Below are 18,736 nucleotides of genomic sequence, written 5' to 3'. Positions count from 1 at the left end.
GGGGTCAGCCCTTGCGGGGGACGGGGATGCCCATATTCCGGCATATCCCTGCAAAAATCCCTGCATAAAAACAAACGCGGCCCCGCCGTGCAAGGAAGGAACGAAACACCCGTGCGAAATTACATCATCAAGCGTGTCGCGCAGTCGGTATTGATCCTGTTCTGTGTCATGTTCATTATCTACGCGCTGATCCGCTGCCTGCCCAGCTCTTTTGCCGAGACGATGGCAATGCAGCTGGCCCAGGCACCCGGTGCCAAACCCTATGAGGAATGGCTGGCCCAGCTGAATGCCTCCTACGGCCTGGATCTGGACATTGTGCCCGGCTTCTTCACCTGGCTGTCCAAGGCCATCGTCGGCAACTTTGGTGACAGCTGGAAATGGAACGTCCCCGCTACCCAGAAATTCCAGGAAGTGGTCGGCCTGTCCGTTATTATGGGCGGCATCTCCTTTGTGCTGTCCATCATCATCGCGGTGCCCCTGGGCGTGCTGGCTGCCACCAAGCAGTACAGCCGTACCGACTACGTTATTACCGCGGCCGCACTGGTCGGCATCTCTCTGCCCACTTTCTTCTTTGCTACGCTGCTCAAGCTGCTGTTCTCGGTCAAGCTGGGCTGGTTTGACCTGTACGGTCTGGTAGGGCGTGACTATGCCCAGCTGGACTCGATGGGCCAGTTCCTGGATAAGGCCAACCACCTGGTGCTGCCTATCGCCACGCTGGTCATCGTTTCCATCGGCGGCTACATGCGCTACACCCGCACCAATATGCTGGAAGTGCTGAACGCTGACTACATCCGCACCGCCCGCGCTAAGGGCCTGTCGGAACATACCGTTATCTATAAGCACGCCTTCCGCAACACGCTGATCCCGCTGGTCACCATCATTGGCGGCAGCCTGCCCGGCCTGTTCAGCGGTGCACTGATCACCGAGACGCTGTTCTCCATCCCCGGCATCGGCTACATTTCTTACCAGTCGATGGTCGCAGGCGATATTCCCTTTACGATGTTCTACCTGTCCTTTATGGCAGTGCTGACCCTGGCCAGCAACCTGCTGACAGACATCCTGTACGGCGTGGTCGACCCGCGCGTACGCATTTCTTAAGAAAGGAGACTGCACACCCATGAGTGAAAACACCCAGAACCAGAACCCCCAGCAGGAGCAGTACTCCCTGAACGATGACCGCCGCGTCAAGGTACTTTCCCCCGGCGCACTGGTTGCCAAGCGGTTCTTCCGCAACCGGCTGGCCGTTGTGGGCCTGTCCATTTTGGTTGCTATGTTCGTCTTCTCTTTCATTGGCGGCCTTGTCAGCCCCTACGGCCAGGACGAGCAGTTCTTCACCTACACCCAGATGTCCAAAGAGTATGTGGGCGTGACCCGCAACGACACCATGCGCTTTGTCGTGGCTGACGGCCAGGACTTCGGCTCTATCGCCCAGAGCAAGGCGCTGGAAGCCTCCAAAAAAGGCGAGACCGAGTTCACCTATAAAGATGTGGACTACACCCTCGACCTGGTGAACGACGATTTCTACGTTGTTTACAAGGGCAATACTGTTATGGGGTACGCCAGCCGTGACCTGGTCAACGAGGCTGACGGCGCAGATAAGTTTAACTTCGAGACCAAGCTTGCCGCCCTGACCGCTATGGCCAATGAAGAGGAAGAGTTCGCCGCCAACGGCGTGGACTACGCCCTGGACGAGGACGGCAACATCACCGCCGGCGGCGAGACACTGGGCTATGTCAGCCGCTTCGTCGTCTCCGCCGCCGATTCCAGCATCGTCATCACCCGCGACTTCAAGGAGCTCCTGCAGGAAGCCATCGATGATGATGCCGAGGAGTTCGACTACACCGATGCCGACGGCAACGAGGCCGAGTACGACATCGTCTACGATCCTTCCACCAAGGTGTGGAGCGTCAAGCAGATGACCGAGACCTACGTCTACGACCGTTACGGCAGCCCCAGCAAGGCGCACTGGCTGGGCACCGACACCAACGGCATGGACATGCTGACCCGCCTGATGTACGGCGGCCGCGTCTCGCTGATCATCGGCTTCATCGTCGTTGTCATCGAAGCCTCCCTGGGTATCCTGATGGGCGGCATCTCCGGCTACTTCGGCGGCTGGGTCGATAACATCATCATGCGTGTGGTCGACGTGTTCTACTGCATCCCCTCGATGCCCGTCATTATCATCATCGGCGCCGCCATGGACGCCATGCGCGTGGACTCCTGGACCCGTATGATGTACCTGATGCTGATTTTGGGCTTCCTGGGCTGGCCCAGCATTGCCCGCCTGGTCCGCGGCCAGATCCTTTCCCTGCGTGAGCAGGAGTTCATGCTGGCTACCGAGGCCTGCGGCATCAACGTCTGGCACCGTATCTTCCGCCACCTGATCCCCAACGTCATCCCGCAGCTGATCGTCACCTGCACCATGGGTCTCGGCTCCACCATCCTGACCGAAGCCACCCTGTCCTTCCTGGGCCTGGGCGTCAAATACCCGTTTGCCTCCTGGGGCAACATCATCAACGATGTCAACAATGCCTACGTTATGACCAACTACCTGTTTATCTGGATCCCCGCCGGTGTCTGCCTGCTGCTCACCGTTCTGGGCTTCAACTTTGTGGGTGACGGTCTGCGCGACGCCTTTGACCCCAAGATGAAACGCTGATTGGAAGGAGAAACACACGATGGCTAAAAAACAGGACGGATACCTTTCCGCCAAAGAGTCGCGGCGTATCTCCAAAGAAAACCGCCGCATTACCGATCAATACGAGAAAAAACGCAAGCGCCGCAACGTGCCGGAGAGCGAGTACACGGTCCAGATGCACGATGAGAAAAACGCGGTCGAGTTCGATAACCTGCACACCTACTTCTTCACCGATACCGGCGTGGTCAAAAGCGTTGACGGCGTCTCCTTCGAGGTGCCCGTCGGCAAGACGGTCGGCGTCGTGGGTGAGTCCGGCTGCGGTAAGTCCGTTACCAGCCTGTCCCTGATGCAGCTGCTGCAGCGCCCCCAGGGCCAGATCGTAGATGGCGAGATCCGCTTGAACCTGGGCGGCGGCAAGGCTTACGACATCGCCAAGACCCCCGCCGATAAGATGCAGGGCCTGCGCGGCAACTATATCTCGATGATCTTCCAGGAGCCTATGACCAGCCTGAACCCGGTATTCCGCATCGGCGCCCAGATCGACGAGGTCATCGCCCTGCACGAGGGTGAAGGTAAGACCAAGGAGGACATCAAGAAGCGCACCATCGAGATGCTGGAGACCGTTGGCATCGCCAACAGCAACGGCGTCTACGAGATGTACCCTCACGAGCTGTCCGGCGGTATGCGCCAGCGCGTCATGATCGCCATGGCCCTGGCCTGCAACCCCAAGATCATCATTGCCGACGAGCCGACTACCGCGCTGGACGTGACCATCCAGGCCCAGATTTTGGACCTGTTGCGCAACCTGAAGGACCGCATTAACTCCTCCATCATGCTCATCACCCATGACCTGGGCGTTATTGCCGAGATGGCGGACTATGTCGTCGTCATGTACGCGGGCCGCGTGGTCGAGAAGGGCACCGTCGAGGAGATCTTCGCCCATCCCAGCCACCCTTACACCATCGGCCTGATGGCCTCCAAGCCGGTCGTCGGCAAAAAGGTCGACCGCTTGTACTCCATCCCCGGCAAGGTGCCCAACCCGGTCGATATGCCGGACTACTGCTACTTCAAGGACCGCTGCGAGATGCAGCTGCCCTGCTGCAGCGGCGAGTACCCCTGCGAAATCAGCCTGTCCCCCACCCATAAGGTCAGCTGCTACCGCTACTACGAAGAAAACAGAAAGGCGGGTGAGTGACGTATGGCAAAGAAAATGCCTGAAGCAATGGATTACACCCCCGTCACCTATGACCCTCAGTACATTCTGATGGTCAACCACCTCAAAAAATATTTCCCCATCAAGGGCGGCCTGCTGTCCCAGACGGTGGGCCATGTCAAGGCAGTGGACGGCGTTACCTTTAACCTGCGCCGCGGCTGCACCATGGGCCTGGTGGGCGAGTCCGGCTGCGGCAAGTCCACCACCGGCCGCACCATCCTGCGCCTGAGCGGCGATAAGACCGGCGGCCAGGTGCTGTTCAACGGCAAAGAAGTCTACGATATGAACAGCGCCGAGCTGCGGGAACTGCGCACCAAGATGCAGATCATCTTCCAGGACCCGTTCTCCAGCCTGTCCCCCCGTCTGCCCGTCGGCGAGATCATCGGCGAGGCTGTGCGCGAGCATAACCTGGTGCCGAAGAATGAGTTTGATGATTATATCGACCAGGTCATGGACGACTGCGGCCTGCAGCCCTACCACAAGACTCGCTATCCTCATGAGTTCTCCGGCGGCCAGCGCCAGCGTATCTGCATCGCCCGCGCCCTGGCCCTGAACCCGGAGTTCGTTGTCTGCGACGAACCGGTCTCCGCACTGGACGTGTCCATCCAGGCACAGATCATCAACCTGCTGAAAACATTGCAGGAAAAGCGCAACCTGACCTACCTGTTCATCTCCCACGACCTGTCCGTTGTCGAGCATATCTCTGACACGGTGGGCGTTATGTACCTGGGCAACCTGGTGGAGTACGGCGAGACCGACGACATCTTTGCCAATCCGCTGCACCCCTACACCAAGGCGCTGTTCTCGGCCATTCCCATCCCGGACCCGACGGTCAAGCGAGAGCGCATCGTGCTGCAGGGTTCCATTCCGTCCCCGGCCAACCCGCCGGCTGGTTGTAAGTTCCACACCCGCTGCCCCTACGCCACCGAGCGCTGCAAGACCGAAGCCCCCAAACAGTGTGAGGTCGAGCCCGGCCATTATGTGGTCTGCCACCTGTACGAGAAATGAGAAAGCACGATTTGTTTGAGGACGATGGCCGTACCATCGCCGATATGAGCGGCATCGGCCCCACGCCGACGCTGCTGCCCCATAGCCGCAAGCCTGCCGCTGCCCCGGAGCCGGTCAACGACCGCCCCTGGGAGCAGCCCGACGAATGGACCGCCAAGGAGAAATTCTGGGCCGTTATGGGCGCGCTGAAGGCCACCCTGCTCATCGCCGGTGCCTACCTGGTGGGTCTGGCGGTGCTGCTGGCTGTGCTGTTCTGGCTGTGGAAATGATTTGATAAAAGCTCGCATCTGAAATGAAGTGACCCCGAAAAGTTAGACAATATTTTGAAGTAAAAATTGTTCAAGCAGCCGAAAGGGCTTGCTGTCTGTGAATTGCAGGCGGCAAGCCCTTTAGCTTTGCCTTGATCCTGCGGTTGTTGTAGTAATCCAGATATTCGATCAGTTCCTGTTTGAAGTGTTCCATGGATTGAAATTCTTGCAGATATAACAGTTCACTTTTGAGCAGTCCGAAGAAATTTTCTATCACAGCATTGTCCAGACAGTTTCCCTTGCGGCTCATGCTCTGTCGGATCCCCTTCTCGCGAAGCATCCGCTGGTACTGCTTGTGTTGATATTGCCAACCCTGATCAGAGTGGAGAATCAGGCGTGTTCCGGCCGGGATCTTTGCAAACGCCTCGTCCAGCATGGTGGTTACCATGCTGAGCACAGGATGATCCGATATGGTGTAACTGACCAGATCGCTGCTGTGCAGATCGAGAATCGGGGACAGGTAGAGCTTCTCTCCAAACAGGCTGAACTCCGTCACATCCGTGACCCATTTCTGATTCGGCTTTTCGGCATGGAAATCCCGATTTAGCAGATTTGGTGCGATTTTGCCCACTTCTCCCTTATAAGAGCGATACTTCTTCATCCTGACACGGCAAACTAAGCCCAACTCTTTCATAAGCCGCTGGACAGTCTTGTGGTTCACAGAGAATGTACGCTTGCGAAGTTCTGCCGTGATCCGGCGATAGCCGTATCGACCCCTGTTTTCGTGGTAAATCGTTGTGATTTCTTCCTTAACAGATGCATATTTGTCTTCTTTCTGCATCTGCTTCAAATGATAGTAGAAAGTTGCACGGGGCAGTTGAGCGATTGAGAGCAGAATACTGAGTGCGTGTTTTTGCCTTAGCTTCTGAACTACCAGCGTTTTTTGTGCTGGTGTCGCTCGTCTTCCAAAACCAAGGCTTGCAAATTTTTTAGGTAATCGTTCTCCGCACGCAGTCGCTGCACTTCGGCCAGCAGATCTTCTTCTACCTGCTTCGGCAGCTGCTTTGGCGGACGACCCTTACTGCTGCGGCCACGCCGTTCGACGGCAAAGCCTTCCGGCCCTTCCTCCAGATAGATTCGCTCCCATGATTTGATTCGATCTCTGCTGTTTACCTCAAATCTATGACAGGTTTCGCTGTAACTTAATTTCTCTTCCTGCATGGTTTCAATCACCAGTTTTTTGAATTCCGGCGTATATCGTTTGTTTGGTACTCCTTTTGGCATAGAAAAACACCCCACTTATTAGATAGTATACCATACTGTCTAACAAATGGGGTGCAGTTCAAAAACGATGCGGGCTTTTTAATTTTTGTTTAACTTTGCGCCCGCGCTTTGTGGTACAATCTAAACTAAGAAAGTGGGGACGGTTATGATGATCCAGGAACGGCTCAAACGCTCGAATCTTATTATGCTGGTGGTGCCGGTGGCGGTGGCTGGGGTGCTGCTGGCCGTAGGGCTGGGGGTGCTGGTCCTGCTGCTGGAGACCATCTACCTGCCGCGTCTGGGGCTGACCATGCAGGATCTGCATACCCTGGGCGAGCAGGCCGAGGCCGCCTTTGCCGACCTCAGGCACTTTGTGGTGCTGTACGGCGTGGTAGTCATTGCAGTGCTGCTGGCGGCGGTGGTGGGCACCAACCTGTGGCTGACCCGGAACCTGTTTGCCCATATCCGTGAGCCGCTGGCTGCGCTGATGCAGGGCATCCACCACATCCAAAACGGCGACCTCAATGCGCCCATCGTCTACACAAAAAATGATGAGTTCCGCCCTGCCTGTGATGCTGTAGACGAGATGGCAGCCCGCCTGCGGGAAAAGATCGAGGACACCCCCTCGGACCCGAAGCTGCTGCAAACGGTGTGGGGCGTGGGCTACCGGTTGCATACAGTTTAAAAACCGTTTAAATGCACAGGGGACTCTGTTAAAAAAGCTTCGCTACACTGGGTACAGTTCAAGAATTTTTTTAGGGAGAGTTCCTGATGATTCTAACAGCATTAGCCTGATAGGCCTGCAGCTGGCAGTATTGCCGGGGTTGTGCACGCTGGGATTTGGCGTGCTGGCGGGCGTGGCTATATCCATCAGTGCTATCCGCGCCGCGCTGCAAAAGTACCGCAGCCAGATGATTTGGCTGATCTTGGGCCTGATGCTTGGCTCACTGTACGCCATCGCCAACGGCCCCGCAAGTTTGGCCACGCCGCGCCCGGCGCTGAGTATGGCGACCTCCCAGCCTGTCGGCTTTGTGTTGGGCGCTACCGTGCTACTGGCGCTGGAAGGCGCAAAAATGATGATGGAACGTAAAGAACAACCTGGCGTACCCATTGTGAAAGGAGCAAAACAGGCATGAACCTGGATTGGATCATCCTGCACGGCCTGCGGGTGTTGACCGCCTGCCCGCTGCTGGATTTTTGGATGCCGAGAATTACGGCGCTGGGCAACAGCGGCATCGTTTGGGTAGTGGCGGCCATAGTGCTGCTTTGCACCAAAAAGTACCGCAGGTACGGCGTCATGCTGCTGGTAGGGCTGGCGGCGGCGTTGTTGCTGGGCAATCTGGCGCTGAAAAATCTCTTCGCCCGGCCGCGCCCCTGCTGGTTGGACGAGAGCGTACCATTGCTGATCGCCCGCCCCAGCGACTACTCTTTCCCATCCGGTCATACGATGGCCGGGGCCATCGGTGCCACCATCTTGACGGCGGCGGACCGGCGGTTTGGCTGGGCGGCCATCCCGCTGGCAGTGCTCATCGCGTTCTCCCGCCTGTACCTGTACGTGCATTTTCCCAGTGATGTCCTGGGAGGTGCGGTACTGGGCGTGGGGATCGGGTTGCTGATGCTGTATGGGGAGCGGCGGATTGCAGGCCGATGCAAGCATCGGCCCCTACAGTGACGAGATGACGGTATTTGTGCAGGTGGCTGTTCGCATCTGCCCGCACAATGCAAAAAAGGCGCAGCCGAAGCTCAATGTCACTTAGTTAAACAAGCAAATCCCTCTATACCACCAATGCAAAAAATGGTACAGAGGGATTTTTTTCTTCGGCCTTTGAGGGGGGCACCGGACGGCACGTGGGGTACTCCTCGGTCACCTTCGGTGACAGCTCCCCTCAAGGAGAAACCATTTACAGTTTATATGGCTTTACTCTTCCCGCTCCCGCCTCTGCTTCGCGGCTTTCCGTTTCCGGGCGGCGGCTTTGCGGGCGGCGCGCTGCTTTTTCTCAAATTCCTTTTTGCGTTTGCTGTGGTGGTTGGCAAACATGGCGCAGCTCAAGATCAGCATAAAGATGGCCGCAGCTGCCACGATCAGCAGTACCAACTGGAAGATCTTTACATTAAACTTCTGCTGCAAGGTCTGCGTGGCATCAGAAATGACAGATTCCGTTGTCGAAGCCGTCGAACTGGCGCTGTCTGCGGCGTTCTGGGCAGCGGCCAAGGCCTCGCTGGCGGCATCGCTGTAACCCAGGGCAGCCAGGGCTTCGGCCAGGGCTTCGCCGCCCATGGCTACCAGGCGGTCGTTGGTGTCGCTCTTGATCTTCTCGTTGTTTACGGCGTTGGCCAGCCACTCGGCCAGCAGGTCCGCCGCGCCGTGCAGGGCAGGGGCGTACTCGTTGTTCACAGTCCAACCGCTGGTGGTCCACATGCGGTTCATGTACAAAAGCAGCTGCATGCCGGAATCCTCCAGCATGGTCTCGTAGATGACGTCGCCGAAGTTGTCGGCCGAGGTATCCACCGTGCCGAAGTTGAGTATGATGAACTGCTTGGCGCGGGCGTAATCCACCACATTGGCGCTTAGATTCTGGTAGTAATCCCGCAGGGCCGTGGCGATGTCGGTGTCCTTGGTCAGCTCGGTGCCCACGTTGATGGAGTCAATGTCCGCCCGCAGGTCCTGGTCGCCAAAGACACTGACCGAGCCGTCATCGTCTTTGGCAAAGGTAGCACGCATCACATCAGCGTAGCCGGTCTCATCGCTGGCCTGGCCGTAATAAGCCTTGGCCAGCTGCATGCAGTCGCCGCCCCAGCTGCCTGTGATGGGGATGCCGTTGTACACCAGGTTCATCGAGGCCAGCAGGTGGCCGAAATCGATATTCTGCCCGCCGGGCAGGGTGACGGTGCTCATGCCTTGCAGAGACTGCAGATCACTGTCGTTGGTGTTGACGTAATTTTCAAAGGCGGCATCCCGCACACCGGCGGTCAACTGCCACATCTGGGTATTGTAGTCGCCCGTGCGGGTGTAGGAGAGGGTCAGCACAATTGGGTCGGCGGACGAATCCTCGGTCTCTACGTAGGAATTGGCCAGGGCCTGCAGGCGGCCCAGGCGGTCCAGCACGGTGTTATAATCCTCGGCAAAAGTATGCGGTGCGGTCAAAAACAGCAGACACAACACCAGCCCCGCCAATACCAGTTGGCGAAGCCCGTTTCTTTTTATGAACTGCGTGGCAAAGCACCTCCAGCGCGTTTTGTTTCCGTTTTGTAACTATTGGTTTAATTATAGCACAGCCACTATCCCCTTGTCACGGACTTTTTTGTGTAAAAATGTGAAAACGTCCAACTATTCGACGTTCCTGCGGAAAAAGCGACAATTTGCAATAGAAAAAGACACAATTTTGTGCTATACTGGTATTATTTTACAGCTACAAAAAGGATGATTTGCCATGAATCCCTTAAACCAGACCGAAGAAAAGCGCGAGGCCGTCCCCAGCGGGGTGAGCCGCGTGGGCATTGCTGCGCTGGGCGTGCTGCTGCAAGTGCTGTGGATCGTGTGGGCCGCCCTGAGGCTGACCCGCTACTACGCCTGGGTGCAGCTGGCCATCAGCGTGCTGGCGTTTCTGCTGGCGCTGCGCATCTACGGCCGCCACACCAACAGCGCCACCAAACTTTCGTGGATCATCGTCATTCTGACCTTTCCCATCTTTGGCGTCTGTCTGTATCTTTTGTTCGGGCGCAGCGGGGCGGTCAACATCATGCGCGGGCGGTTCACCCGCACCGATACGGAGCTGCAGCCCCACTATGCCACGCCGCTGGACCGCGCCGCCATGCCCCAGGACCCGGCCCTGCAAAACCAGATCCACTACCTGCAGACCCAGGCTCACTATCCCGCCTGCCGCAACACCGATGTGACCTACTACGGTGACACCAACGCCGCGCTGGAGGCCCAGAAGACCGACCTGCGCAAAGCCCAGCACTTTATTTTTATGGAGTACCACGCTATCGAGGATTCCATCGCCTGGCAGGGCATTGAGGATATTTTGGCCGAGCGGGCCGCCGCCGGGGTGGAGGTGCGCGTTTTTTACGACGACATGGGCAGCATCGGGTTTGTGGACACCGCCTTTGCCAAAAAGCTGCAGCAGCGGGGCATCCAGTGCCGGGTATTCAACCCCATCGTGCCGGTGCTGAACGTCTTTATGAACAACCGCGACCACCGCAAGATCACTGTCATTGACGGGCAGGTCGGCTACACCGGTGGCTACAATCTGGCGGACGAATACTTCAACCTGACCCACCCCTACGGCCGGTGGAAGGACTCCGGCGTGCGGCTGGAGGGCGACGCCGTGCGCAATTTGACACTGATCTTTTTGGAGATGTGGGGTACGACGCAGAAAGAAATGCCGGCCATCGAGCCCTATCTGCCTGCCATCCGCTACACCGCCCGGGAGGCTGCCACTGTGCTGCCCTACGCCGACAACCCGCTGGACGACAAGCGGGTGGGCGAGGATGTCTACCTCAACTTTATCAACAGCGCCCAGCGGTATGTATACATCACCACGCCCTACCTGATCTTGAGCGACGAGATGCAGCGGGCGCTGGTGCTGGCGGCCCAGCGGGGCGTGGATGTGCGGATCATCACGCCGGGCATCCCGGATAAAAAGCTGATCTTTTCGGTCACCCGCAGCTACTATGCGCGGCTGGCCGCGGGCGGCGTGCAAATCTACGAGTACACGCCCGGTTTCATCCACGCCAAGCAGTTTGTGGCCGACGACAAGGCCGCCGCAGTGGGCACCATCAACCTGGATTACCGCAGTTTGTACCTGCATTTTGAGAATGGCTGCTGGTTCTGCGGTTGCCAGGCCGTACAGGATGTGCGGGCAGATTTTGAGGCGTTGTTCCCCCAGTGCGAGAACGTAACGCCCCAGTACAGCGGCCAGCGCAGTCTGGCCCTGCGCGGCGTGCAGTGCGTGTTTAGATTGTTCAGCCCACTGATGTAATCGCCGCTACAAATTGGGATGTTAACCATTGAAAGGACTACCATGCAAAACCTTACCATATCCCCGCTGTCCACCCTGCCGCAGGTGCGGGTGCTGGGGCGCTGTGCCGGAACGGACCCGCTGACGCTGTTCTGGACCGGGTCGGGTATTGAACTGCTGTTTACCGGCAGCGAGCTTTGGGTAGAGCTAAATGCCGACTACGACACCATGGAACCCTGGGTCAGCGTGGAACTGGACGGCGCGTGGATCAGCCGCTTTGCGGTGAACCCCGGAACCAGCCGGATGTGCATATTCCGCGGGGCCGCACCGGGGCGGGCCAAGCATGTGCGGCTGCTGAAGGACGTGCAGGCGATGTCTGAGGACCCGGCCCACCTGCTGCAAGTTACCGCTATCTGCCATGCGGGCGGCGAGTTTCTGCCCCTGCCAGCGCCGCGCTGCCGGCTGGAGTTCATCGGCGACAGCATCACCAGTGGCGAGGGGGCTATCGGCGCGGTGTGCGAGACCGATTGGATCAGCACCTTTTTCTCGGCCGAGAACCACTACGGCCGCATGACGGCCGACGCCCTGGGCGCCGAGTACCGCGTAGTATCGGCCAGCGGCTGGGGGCTGGTCTCCGGCTGGGACAACGACCCCCGCTGCACACTGGCCCCCTGCTATACCCAGGTGTGTGGCCTGGCAGCGGGGGAGCGCAACGCCGCGCTGGGGGCGCAGCAGCCCTACGATTTTGCCGCCTGGCCCGCCGATGCGGTCATCCTCAACCTGGGCACCAACGACTGGAACGCCTTCCACAATCCGCCCTGGGTGGACCCGGAGACCGGCCGCAGCTTTAAGCAAACCCTGGCCGATGACGGCAGCTTTGCCCCTGCCGATGCTGCCCGGCTGGCGGGGGCTGTGCGAAACTTTTTGGCGTTGGTACGCAAGCACAACCCCCACGCTGTCATCGTGTGGGCTTACGGCATGCTGGGCAGCGGTCTGCTGCCGCTGCTGCGGGACGGGCTGGACCAATACCGCACCGTCAGCGGTGATGAGCGGGTGTATCTGCTGGAATTGCCTGAGGCAAGGGGCGATACCATCGGTGCCCGACAGCACCCCGGTGCCGCCGCCCACCGCGCTGCGGCCAATTGTCTGGCGGAGTTTTTGCGCAGTGTGCTGTAATTTTTAAACGCAAAAAGAGGCCTGCCCTTTGCATGGGGCAGACCTCTTTTACTTGTACGATTGCTGTTTTTACCGCAGGGCCATGCCGTCGGAGAAGGCGTTGCCGACCTTTTCGCCCAAAACGTGGTAGGCATTGTTGAAGGGGTCAAAGGTGATGGGGGCAACTTTGGCCACGTCTACCTTGCCGTCTGTCATGGCGGATTCGTCCACGCTGACGTTGACGATCTCGCCCACCAGGAGGCCTGTCTCGGGGTCGTAGCTCTTGACCGTACATTCCATGCAGACGGCCAGTTCGTTGATGACAGGGGCATCCACGCTCTCGCTCTTGCTGACGGTGAAGCCCGCCTTGGCCAGCTTATCCCTGGTGTTGTTGCCGGAGGCAATGCCCACATAATCGCAGGCGGCTACATGCTTGGCGTCACCCATGCTGACGGTAAACGCGCCGGTACGCAGCAGGTTCTTGACCGTCTTGTGGCCCTCGCTCAGGCAAACGGACAGTTCGGTGGTATCGCTGATACCGCCCCAGGCCGCATTCATGGCATCGGCAGAGCCGTCATCATTGTACGTTGCAATGATGAAAACGGGCTGGGGATAGCTGAACGCCTTCGCACCAAAATTTTTGCGCATAGAAAACACCTCTCTTGATTTTGCTGCTTTTATTATATCATACCTGTCAACGGGGAATACCTTGGGGAATTGACACTCTGCCGCTCCCGGTGCTATACTGGGGGAAATTTGCAAAAGAGAGGAAGCGCCCCATTATGGCGGAAATTTTGGATATTGTGGACGAGCAGGGCCGCCCCACCGGGCAGACCGTACCCCGCGCCGTGGCCCATGCCGAGGGCATCCGGCACCGCACCTCCCACGTGTGGATCTTGCGGCGGCATGCGGGCCGCGTGGAAGTGCTGCTGCAAATGCGCTGCCAGGCGAAGGATTCCTTCCCAGGCTGCTACGACATTTCCTCGGCCGGGCACATTCCCGCCGGGTGCGATTTTGTGGAGTCGGCCCTGCGGGAACTGCGGGAGGAGCTTGGCGTGACCCTGCCCGCCGATGCTTTGCAGGAGTGCGGCGTGCGGCACTTTACCTTTGAGGACGTTTTCCACGGCAGGCTGTTTAAAGATAACCAGGTCAGCAAGGTATTCTGCCTGTGGCTGGACAAGAACGCCGAGGATTTCACCGTGCAGAAAGAGGAGATCGACTACGTGCGGTGGTTCGGGCTGGAAGAGGCAATCGAAGCCGTGAAGAATAACACCATCCCCAACTGCATTTATTTGGAGGAGTTGGAGATGGTGGCGGCGGCAACACGCTAAAGGCTCCTCTCAAGGGGAGCCTTTTATACAAAACACCCCCGCACGATTACTCGTGCGGGGGTGTTCTACTTATTAACTAAGCAGCTACGCTTACATTACAGCTTCGGGCCGGCGGCGACCAGGGCCTTGCCGTGCTCGTTGCCTTCGTACTTGGCGAAGTTCTTGATGAAGCGGCTAGCCAGATCGACAGCCTTGGTCTCCCACTCAGCGGCATCCTTGTAGGTGTCGCGGGGGTCCAGGATGGCGGGATCAACGCCGGGCAGAGAGGTGGGAACCTCGAAGTCGAAGTGCGGGATCTTCTTGGTGGGGGCCTCGTTGATAGCGCCGCTCAGGATAGCATCGATGATACCACGGGTATCCTTGATGGAGATGCGCTTGCCGGTGCCGTTCCAGCCGGTGTTGACCAGGTAAGCCTTGGCGCCGGACTTCTGCATCTTCTTGACCAGTTCCTCAGCGTACTTGGTGGGATGCAGCTCCAGGAAGGCCTGACCGAAGCAGGCGGAGAAGGTCGGGGTGGGCTCGGTGATGCCGCGCTCGGTGCCGGCCAGCTTGGCGGTGAAGCCAGACAGGAAGTAGTACTGGGTCTGCTCGGGGGTCAGGATGCTGACCGGGGGCAGAACGCCGAAAGCATCAGCAGACAGGAAGATGACATTCTTGGCTGCAGGTGCAGAAGAGATCGGGCGAACGATGTTCTTGATGTGGTTGATGGGGTAGGAAACACGGGTGTTCTCGGTAACGCTCTTGTCGGCGAAATCGATATGGCCCTCGGCATCCAGGGTGACATTCTCCAGCAGGGCGTTGCGCTTGATGGCGTTGTAGATGTCAGGCTCGGAGTCCTTATCCAGGTTGATGACCTTGGCGTAGCAGCCGCCCTCGAAGTTGAAGACGCCGTTGTCGTCCCAGCCGTGCTCGTCATCGCCGATCAGCAGACGCTTCGGGTCGGTGGACAGGGTGGTCTTGCCGGTGCCGGACAGACCGAAGAAGATAGCGGTGTTCTCGCCGTTCAAGTCGGTATTGGCAGAGCAGTGCATAGAAGCCATGCCCTTCAGCGGCAGGAAGTAGTTCATCATGGAGAACATGCCCTTCTTCATCTCGCCGCCGTACCAGGTGTTGATGATGACCTGCTCATGGCTGGTGATGTTGAAGGCAACGCAGGTCTCGCTGTTCAGGCCCAGTTCCTTATAGTTCTCGACCTTAGCCTTGGAGGCATTGTAAACAACGAAATCAGGCTCGAAGTTCTCCAGCTCCTCAGCAGAGGGCTTGATGAACATGTTGGTAACAAAGTGTGCCTGCCAGGCCACTTCCACGATGAAGCGGATAGCCATGCGGGTATCCTTGTTGGCGCCGCAGAAAGCATCAACAACAAACAGGCGCTTGTTGCACAGCTCTTTCTTGGCGATATCCTTAACGGTAGCCCAAGTGGACTCGCTCATGGGATGGTTATCGTTCTTGTACTCGTCGCTGGTCCACCAGACAGTGTCCTTGGAGTTCTCGTCCATGACGATGTACTTATCCTTGGGGGAACGGCCGGTGTAAACGCCGGTCATAACATTGACAGCGCCCAGCTCGCTGACCCGGCCCTTTTCGTAACCAGTCAGCTCAGGCTTGGTCTCCTCCTCGAACAGCATTTCGTAAGAGGGGTTGTGCACGATCTCAGTCGTGCCGGTAATGCCATACTTGGTCAAATCCAACTTTGCCATGATGCAGATACCTCTTTCTCTATCAGTCTGTTTTGGGCTGTGATCCAAGTGGTGCGCACACCACTTTTCGCGGTATGAGGAGCCCAGCCCGCTACTTCCTCACCTTAGTTCTTATTATACAGATTTCCGCCGCAAAAGCAATAAAAAATTCGTTAAATTTTTAGTACACTTCAGCATTTGTTGCCGAAAGTGGGCAATTTCTGGCCAGAATCGCATATTTTGTGAACAAACATTGCATAGGTTGTAAACATTAGCACTCTACGCTTGACAGTGCTAATTTCTGTGCTATACTGAGGGTGTTCGAAGGGAAAAGAACCCCCAAGAACAAAAAAGAAAAACCAGAATCGCAAAAGTCCACCGCTTATATAATAAGCGGCCGATGAGAATTGGAGGAATGACTTATGATGATGGTTCCGTATATGTTCAATGATGATTTGATGGATGACCTGTTTAACGATAATTGGGAGCGCGACTTCGACCGCGCTATGCACAGCATGCAGCCCCGCCACATGTTTGGCAAACGCAGCGCCAATGTGATGAAGACCGATGTGCGCGAGACGAAGGATGGCTACGATGTCTTTGTTGATCTGCCCGGCTTCAAGAAAGAGGACGTCAAGCTGGACCTGCAGAACGGCTACCTGACCATCACCGCCAACCGCAGTGAGGATCTGGACGAGAAGGACAACGAGGGCCGCTACATCCGCCAGGAGCGCTGCACCGGCAGCTGTGCCCGCAGCTTCTATGTAGGCGAGAACCTGAAGCCCACCGATGTTGCCGCCAAGTTCGAGAACGGCATCCTGGAGCTGAAGCTGCCCAAGGCTGACAAGCAGATCCCCGAAAAGCCCACCACGCTGATCGAGATCCAGTAACAGTTCCTTCGTCAGCAGACCTGACCTGATATAAAGTGCGCCGCAGAGTGAAAACGCTCTGCGGCGCACTTTTTTTGTTTTGACTTTTCCGCGTCCGCACCGTATAGGGAAAACCACTATAAATAATAAAAGCGCAGACCTTTGAGCTTTTTTTATTGTTATTATGCCTTCGGGAACGTCACCTTGATGGTGGTGCCGCTGCCGACCTGGCTTTGCAGGTCGATGCGGGCGTGGTGCAGCAGGGCGATATGCTTGACGATGGCCAGCCCCAGGCCGGTGCCGCCGGTGGCCTTGCTGCGGCTTTTATCCACGCGGTAGAACCGCTCAAACACGCGGGCCTGGCTGTCCTGGGGGATGCCGATGCCGTTATCCTCTACCTGCAGCCAGGGGCCGTCGGGGCCGGTGCCGCAGCGCAGCTCCACATGGCCGCCGGGCTGGTTGTAGCGGATGGCATTGTCGCACAGGTTAGTGGCCAGTTCAGCCAGCAGGTCCTTGCTGCCCTGCACGGTGGCGGGCTGGGCGCTGTATTGCAGCGTCACGTAGGCCTTGCGGGCGTTGACCGTCATGTTCTGGGCAGTCTCCTTGAGAAGCGCGGCCAGGTCCACCGGCGCCATCTCCGCCGGTTTTTCCCGGCTTTGGCTAGCTTGGGTGCTGTCCAGCTCGCTCAGCTGCAAAATATCGCTGACCAGCGCGATCATGCGCTGCGCCTCTTTATGGATGCGCGCCGCAAAGGTGGGCACATCGGCGGGCTTGGCCATGCCGGTCTCGATCAGCTCGGCGTAGCCGGAAATGCTGGTCAGCGGAGTCTTCAGCTCGTGGCTGACGTTGGCGGTAAACTCCCGGCGCATCGTCTCGTTATCCTCCCGCAGTTTGCGGTCGGTCTGGATGGTGCGCGCGAGGGGGATCAGTTCTTCATAGGGGACGTCCGCCTCGATGGTATCCAGGCTTTCGGCCAGATGGTTGATGGGCTGCACCAGGCGGCGGGTCAGCCACCAGGCCAGCACCGCCGTGGCCAGCAGGATGACCACCACCGCGCCGCAGAGCAGCGGCAGGGTGTCGGCGCTCAGGCCCCAGATATTGGCCACGTCCTCGCCCACACGCAGCACTTGGGTGCCTTCCGGGGTGACGATGCGGCGGGCGTAGTAGTGGGTCTCCTCCTGCATGGTCTGGCTTTCGCGGGTCGCGCTGGCGCTGCCGTCGGCCATAGCAGCGATGAACTCCGGGCGATCGGCATGGCTGGGAAGGTCGGGGGCATCCACGGCGTAGACCTTGCTGTCCTTGTCATAGACCACGCCCGTGGCGGCCTCGCTGTCATACAGCACAGTGCCGCCGCCATCAATTAAGGTAAAGCGCAGGGAGGCGTCGCTCTCGGGCAGCAGGTTGGCCAGGGTCACGGCATCATGGGTGGGCTGGGCTTTGTATCCGGCGGCCACGCTGTCGCAGATCTGGCTCAGGTACTTATCCACCCGCACGGTGTAGCTGCGCTGGAACAGTACGGTGGCGATTGCCAGCGTAACCATCATGCACAGCAGGCCCACGATGACCAGCCCGCGGCGGTAGCGGCGGGTCATGCTCAGGGGGCGCTTTTCTTTTTGTTGTTCGTCACTCATCGGTGCCCTCCGTGCTCAGCTTGTAGCCCACCTTGCGCACGGTGCGGATGGCCTCGCCCGCAGCGCCCAGCTTTTGGCGCAGGGTGCGCACATGCATATCGATGGTGCGGGATTCCAGCAGGTCATCGGTGTCCCAGACTTCTTTCATGATGCGCTCGCGGGCCAACACCTGATCGGGATGCTCCAAAAACAGATGCAGCAGCGCGTATTCCTTAAAGGTGAGCTCCACAGGCACGCCGTCGGCCTTGACGGTGCGGGCTACATCGTCGATGACGATGCCGCCGAACTGCAGCGTCTTGGGCGCAGGGGCCGGGGCGGCTGCCGCGGCGCGGCGCAGCACGGCCTTGACCCGGGAAATAAACTCCATAATGCCGAAGGGCTTGCAGAGGTAATCGTCCGCGCCGTGGTCCAGCCCCTTGACGACGTCGATTTCGCTGGTTTTGGCGGTGACCATGATGACCGGCAGTGTCTGGGTGGCAGGGTCGTCCCGCAGCTTGGACAAGATCTGGTAGCCGTCCTCATCGGGCAGCATCACGTCCAGGATGACCAGTTCCGGCCGGGCCTGGTGCATGGCGGCCCAAAAGCTGGCGGCGTCCTCACAGCCGGCGGCCTCGTAGCCGTTGGTTTGCAGGGCATACTGTTCCAGTTCGCGGATGCTGGCGTCATCCTCCACAATGTAGATCATATAAGTTCCCCTCTCTTACAAAAACAGGGGCCGGGCCATGCGCCCAGCCCCTTTC

General features: G+C 58.3%; 19 protein-coding genes. 12 read left to right on the top strand and 7 right to left on the bottom strand.

Annotated elements, in window-relative coordinates:
• Positions 1 to 111 precede the first annotated feature (111 nt).
• The 5 genes from OGM81_05350 to OGM81_05330 are packed head-to-tail and all read left to right on the top strand — an operon-like array spanning position 112 to position 5,128.
• Positions 112 to 1,098: an ABC transporter permease gene (locus OGM81_05350; protein UYJ44559.1), complete on the top strand. Its 987-nt coding sequence runs from the start codon at positions 112 to 114 to the stop codon at positions 1,096 to 1,098.
• Between the two features lie 19 nt (positions 1,099 to 1,117).
• Complete coding sequence (locus OGM81_05345) at positions 1,118 to 2,659, top strand: ABC transporter permease (protein ID UYJ44558.1); 1,542 nt, start codon at positions 1,118 to 1,120, stop codon at positions 2,657 to 2,659.
• A gap of 19 nt (positions 2,660 to 2,678) precedes the next feature.
• Positions 2,679 to 3,833: an ABC transporter ATP-binding protein gene (locus tag OGM81_05340; protein UYJ44557.1), complete on the top strand. Its 1,155-nt coding sequence runs from the start codon at positions 2,679 to 2,681 to the stop codon at positions 3,831 to 3,833.
• Between the two features lie 3 nt (positions 3,834 to 3,836).
• Complete coding sequence (locus OGM81_05335) at positions 3,837 to 4,859, top strand: ABC transporter ATP-binding protein (protein ID UYJ44556.1); 1,023 nt, start codon at positions 3,837 to 3,839, stop codon at positions 4,857 to 4,859.
• Positions 4,856 to 5,128 (top strand): hypothetical protein, encoded by a 273-nt coding sequence (locus tag OGM81_05330; GenBank protein ID UYJ44555.1) that lies wholly within the window; start codon positions 4,856 to 4,858, stop codon positions 5,126 to 5,128. Before OGM81_05335 ends, OGM81_05330 begins: the two co-directional genes overlap by 4 nt.
• A 70-nt stretch (positions 5,129 to 5,198) precedes the next feature.
• On the opposite strand, the gene OGM81_05325 is transcribed toward OGM81_05330, so the two are convergent.
• Together OGM81_05325 and OGM81_05320 are read right to left on the bottom strand one after the other, a co-directional pair.
• The gene (locus tag OGM81_05325; protein ID UYJ44973.1) at positions 5,199 to 6,044 is read right to left on the bottom strand and encodes an IS3 family transposase; all 846 of its coding nucleotides are present in this window, start codon (positions 6,042 to 6,044) and stop codon (positions 5,199 to 5,201) included.
• Positions 6,038 to 6,391, bottom strand: a complete 354-nt coding sequence (locus tag OGM81_05320; protein UYJ44554.1) for a helix-turn-helix domain-containing protein — start codon at positions 6,389 to 6,391, stop codon at positions 6,038 to 6,040. Before OGM81_05320 ends, OGM81_05325 begins: the two co-directional genes overlap by 7 nt.
• Positions 6,392 to 6,536: 145 nt before the next feature.
• Between OGM81_05320 and OGM81_05315 the strand changes: the two genes are divergently transcribed.
• From OGM81_05315 to OGM81_05305, 3 genes are all read left to right on the top strand, one after another.
• Positions 6,537 to 7,055, top strand: coding sequence for a helix-turn-helix domain-containing protein (locus tag OGM81_05315; protein UYJ44553.1), 519 nt, complete (start codon positions 6,537 to 6,539; stop codon positions 7,053 to 7,055).
• Positions 7,056 to 7,185: 130 nt separating this feature from the next.
• A complete protein-coding gene (locus tag OGM81_05310; protein UYJ44552.1) occupies positions 7,186 to 7,506 on the top strand; it encodes a DUF368 domain-containing protein in 321 nt (106 codons plus the stop codon).
• Entirely contained in the window at positions 7,503 to 8,042 is a 540-nt protein-coding gene (locus OGM81_05305) for a phosphatase PAP2 family protein (protein ID UYJ44551.1), read from the top strand. Before OGM81_05310 ends, OGM81_05305 begins: the two co-directional genes overlap by 4 nt.
• 246 nt (positions 8,043 to 8,288) lie before the next feature.
• Here OGM81_05305 and OGM81_05300 read toward each other — a convergent pair whose 3' ends face one another.
• A complete protein-coding gene (locus tag OGM81_05300; protein ID UYJ44550.1) occupies positions 8,289 to 9,515 on the bottom strand; it encodes a hypothetical protein in 1,227 nt (408 codons plus the stop codon).
• A gap of 286 nt (positions 9,516 to 9,801) precedes the next feature.
• On the opposite strand from OGM81_05300, the gene cls reads away from it, so the two are divergent.
• Positions 9,802 to 11,352 carry a cardiolipin synthase gene (gene cls / locus OGM81_05295; GenBank protein ID UYJ44549.1) on the top strand — a complete coding sequence of 517 codons (1,551 nt, stop codon included), beginning with the start codon at positions 9,802 to 9,804 and terminating at the stop codon, positions 11,350 to 11,352.
• A 42-nt stretch (positions 11,353 to 11,394) separates the two neighbouring features.
• Positions 11,395 to 12,507: a GDSL-type esterase/lipase family protein gene (locus tag OGM81_05290; GenBank protein UYJ44548.1), complete on the top strand. Its 1,113-nt coding sequence runs from the start codon at positions 11,395 to 11,397 to the stop codon at positions 12,505 to 12,507.
• Positions 12,508 to 12,576: 69 nt separating this feature from the next.
• Here OGM81_05290 and OGM81_05285 read toward each other — a convergent pair whose 3' ends face one another.
• Positions 12,577 to 13,134 carry a flavin reductase family protein gene (locus tag OGM81_05285; protein UYJ44547.1) on the bottom strand — a complete coding sequence of 186 codons (558 nt, stop codon included), beginning with the start codon at positions 13,132 to 13,134 and terminating at the stop codon, positions 12,577 to 12,579.
• Between the two features lie 134 nt (positions 13,135 to 13,268).
• On the opposite strand from OGM81_05285, the gene OGM81_05280 reads away from it, so the two are divergent.
• Positions 13,269 to 13,817 (top strand): NUDIX domain-containing protein, encoded by a 549-nt coding sequence (locus OGM81_05280; GenBank protein UYJ44546.1) that lies wholly within the window; start codon positions 13,269 to 13,271, stop codon positions 13,815 to 13,817.
• A 95-nt stretch (positions 13,818 to 13,912) separates the two neighbouring features.
• Here the strand turns inward: OGM81_05280 and pckA are convergent, their stop codons facing one another.
• Positions 13,913 to 15,517 (bottom strand): phosphoenolpyruvate carboxykinase (ATP), encoded by a 1,605-nt coding sequence (gene pckA / locus OGM81_05275; GenBank protein UYJ44545.1) that lies wholly within the window; start codon positions 15,515 to 15,517, stop codon positions 13,913 to 13,915.
• A 404-nt stretch (positions 15,518 to 15,921) separates the two neighbouring features.
• On the opposite strand from pckA, the gene OGM81_05270 reads away from it, so the two are divergent.
• Entirely contained in the window at positions 15,922 to 16,386 is a 465-nt protein-coding gene (locus tag OGM81_05270; protein UYJ44972.1) for an Hsp20/alpha crystallin family protein, read from the top strand.
• A 161-nt stretch (positions 16,387 to 16,547) separates the two neighbouring features.
• On the opposite strand, the gene OGM81_05265 is transcribed toward OGM81_05270, so the two are convergent.
• Both OGM81_05265 and OGM81_05260 read right to left on the bottom strand, forming a co-directional pair.
• Positions 16,548 to 17,996 carry an ATP-binding protein gene (locus tag OGM81_05265; GenBank protein UYJ44544.1) on the bottom strand — a complete coding sequence of 483 codons (1,449 nt, stop codon included), beginning with the start codon at positions 17,994 to 17,996 and terminating at the stop codon, positions 16,548 to 16,550.
• The gene (locus OGM81_05260; GenBank protein ID UYJ44543.1) at positions 17,989 to 18,681 is read right to left on the bottom strand and encodes a response regulator transcription factor; all 693 of its coding nucleotides are present in this window, start codon (positions 18,679 to 18,681) and stop codon (positions 17,989 to 17,991) included. The genes OGM81_05265 and OGM81_05260 overlap by 8 nt, the downstream gene beginning before the upstream one ends.
• Positions 18,682 to 18,736 lie beyond the last annotated feature (55 nt).

The organism is Oscillospiraceae bacterium, assembly GCA_025758045.1.
Taxonomy (GTDB): Bacteria; Bacillota; Clostridia; order Oscillospirales; family Ruminococcaceae; genus Gemmiger.
The sequence above is the reverse complement of the archived record's forward strand: the minus strand, read 5'-3'. Positions and strand labels throughout refer to the sequence as shown.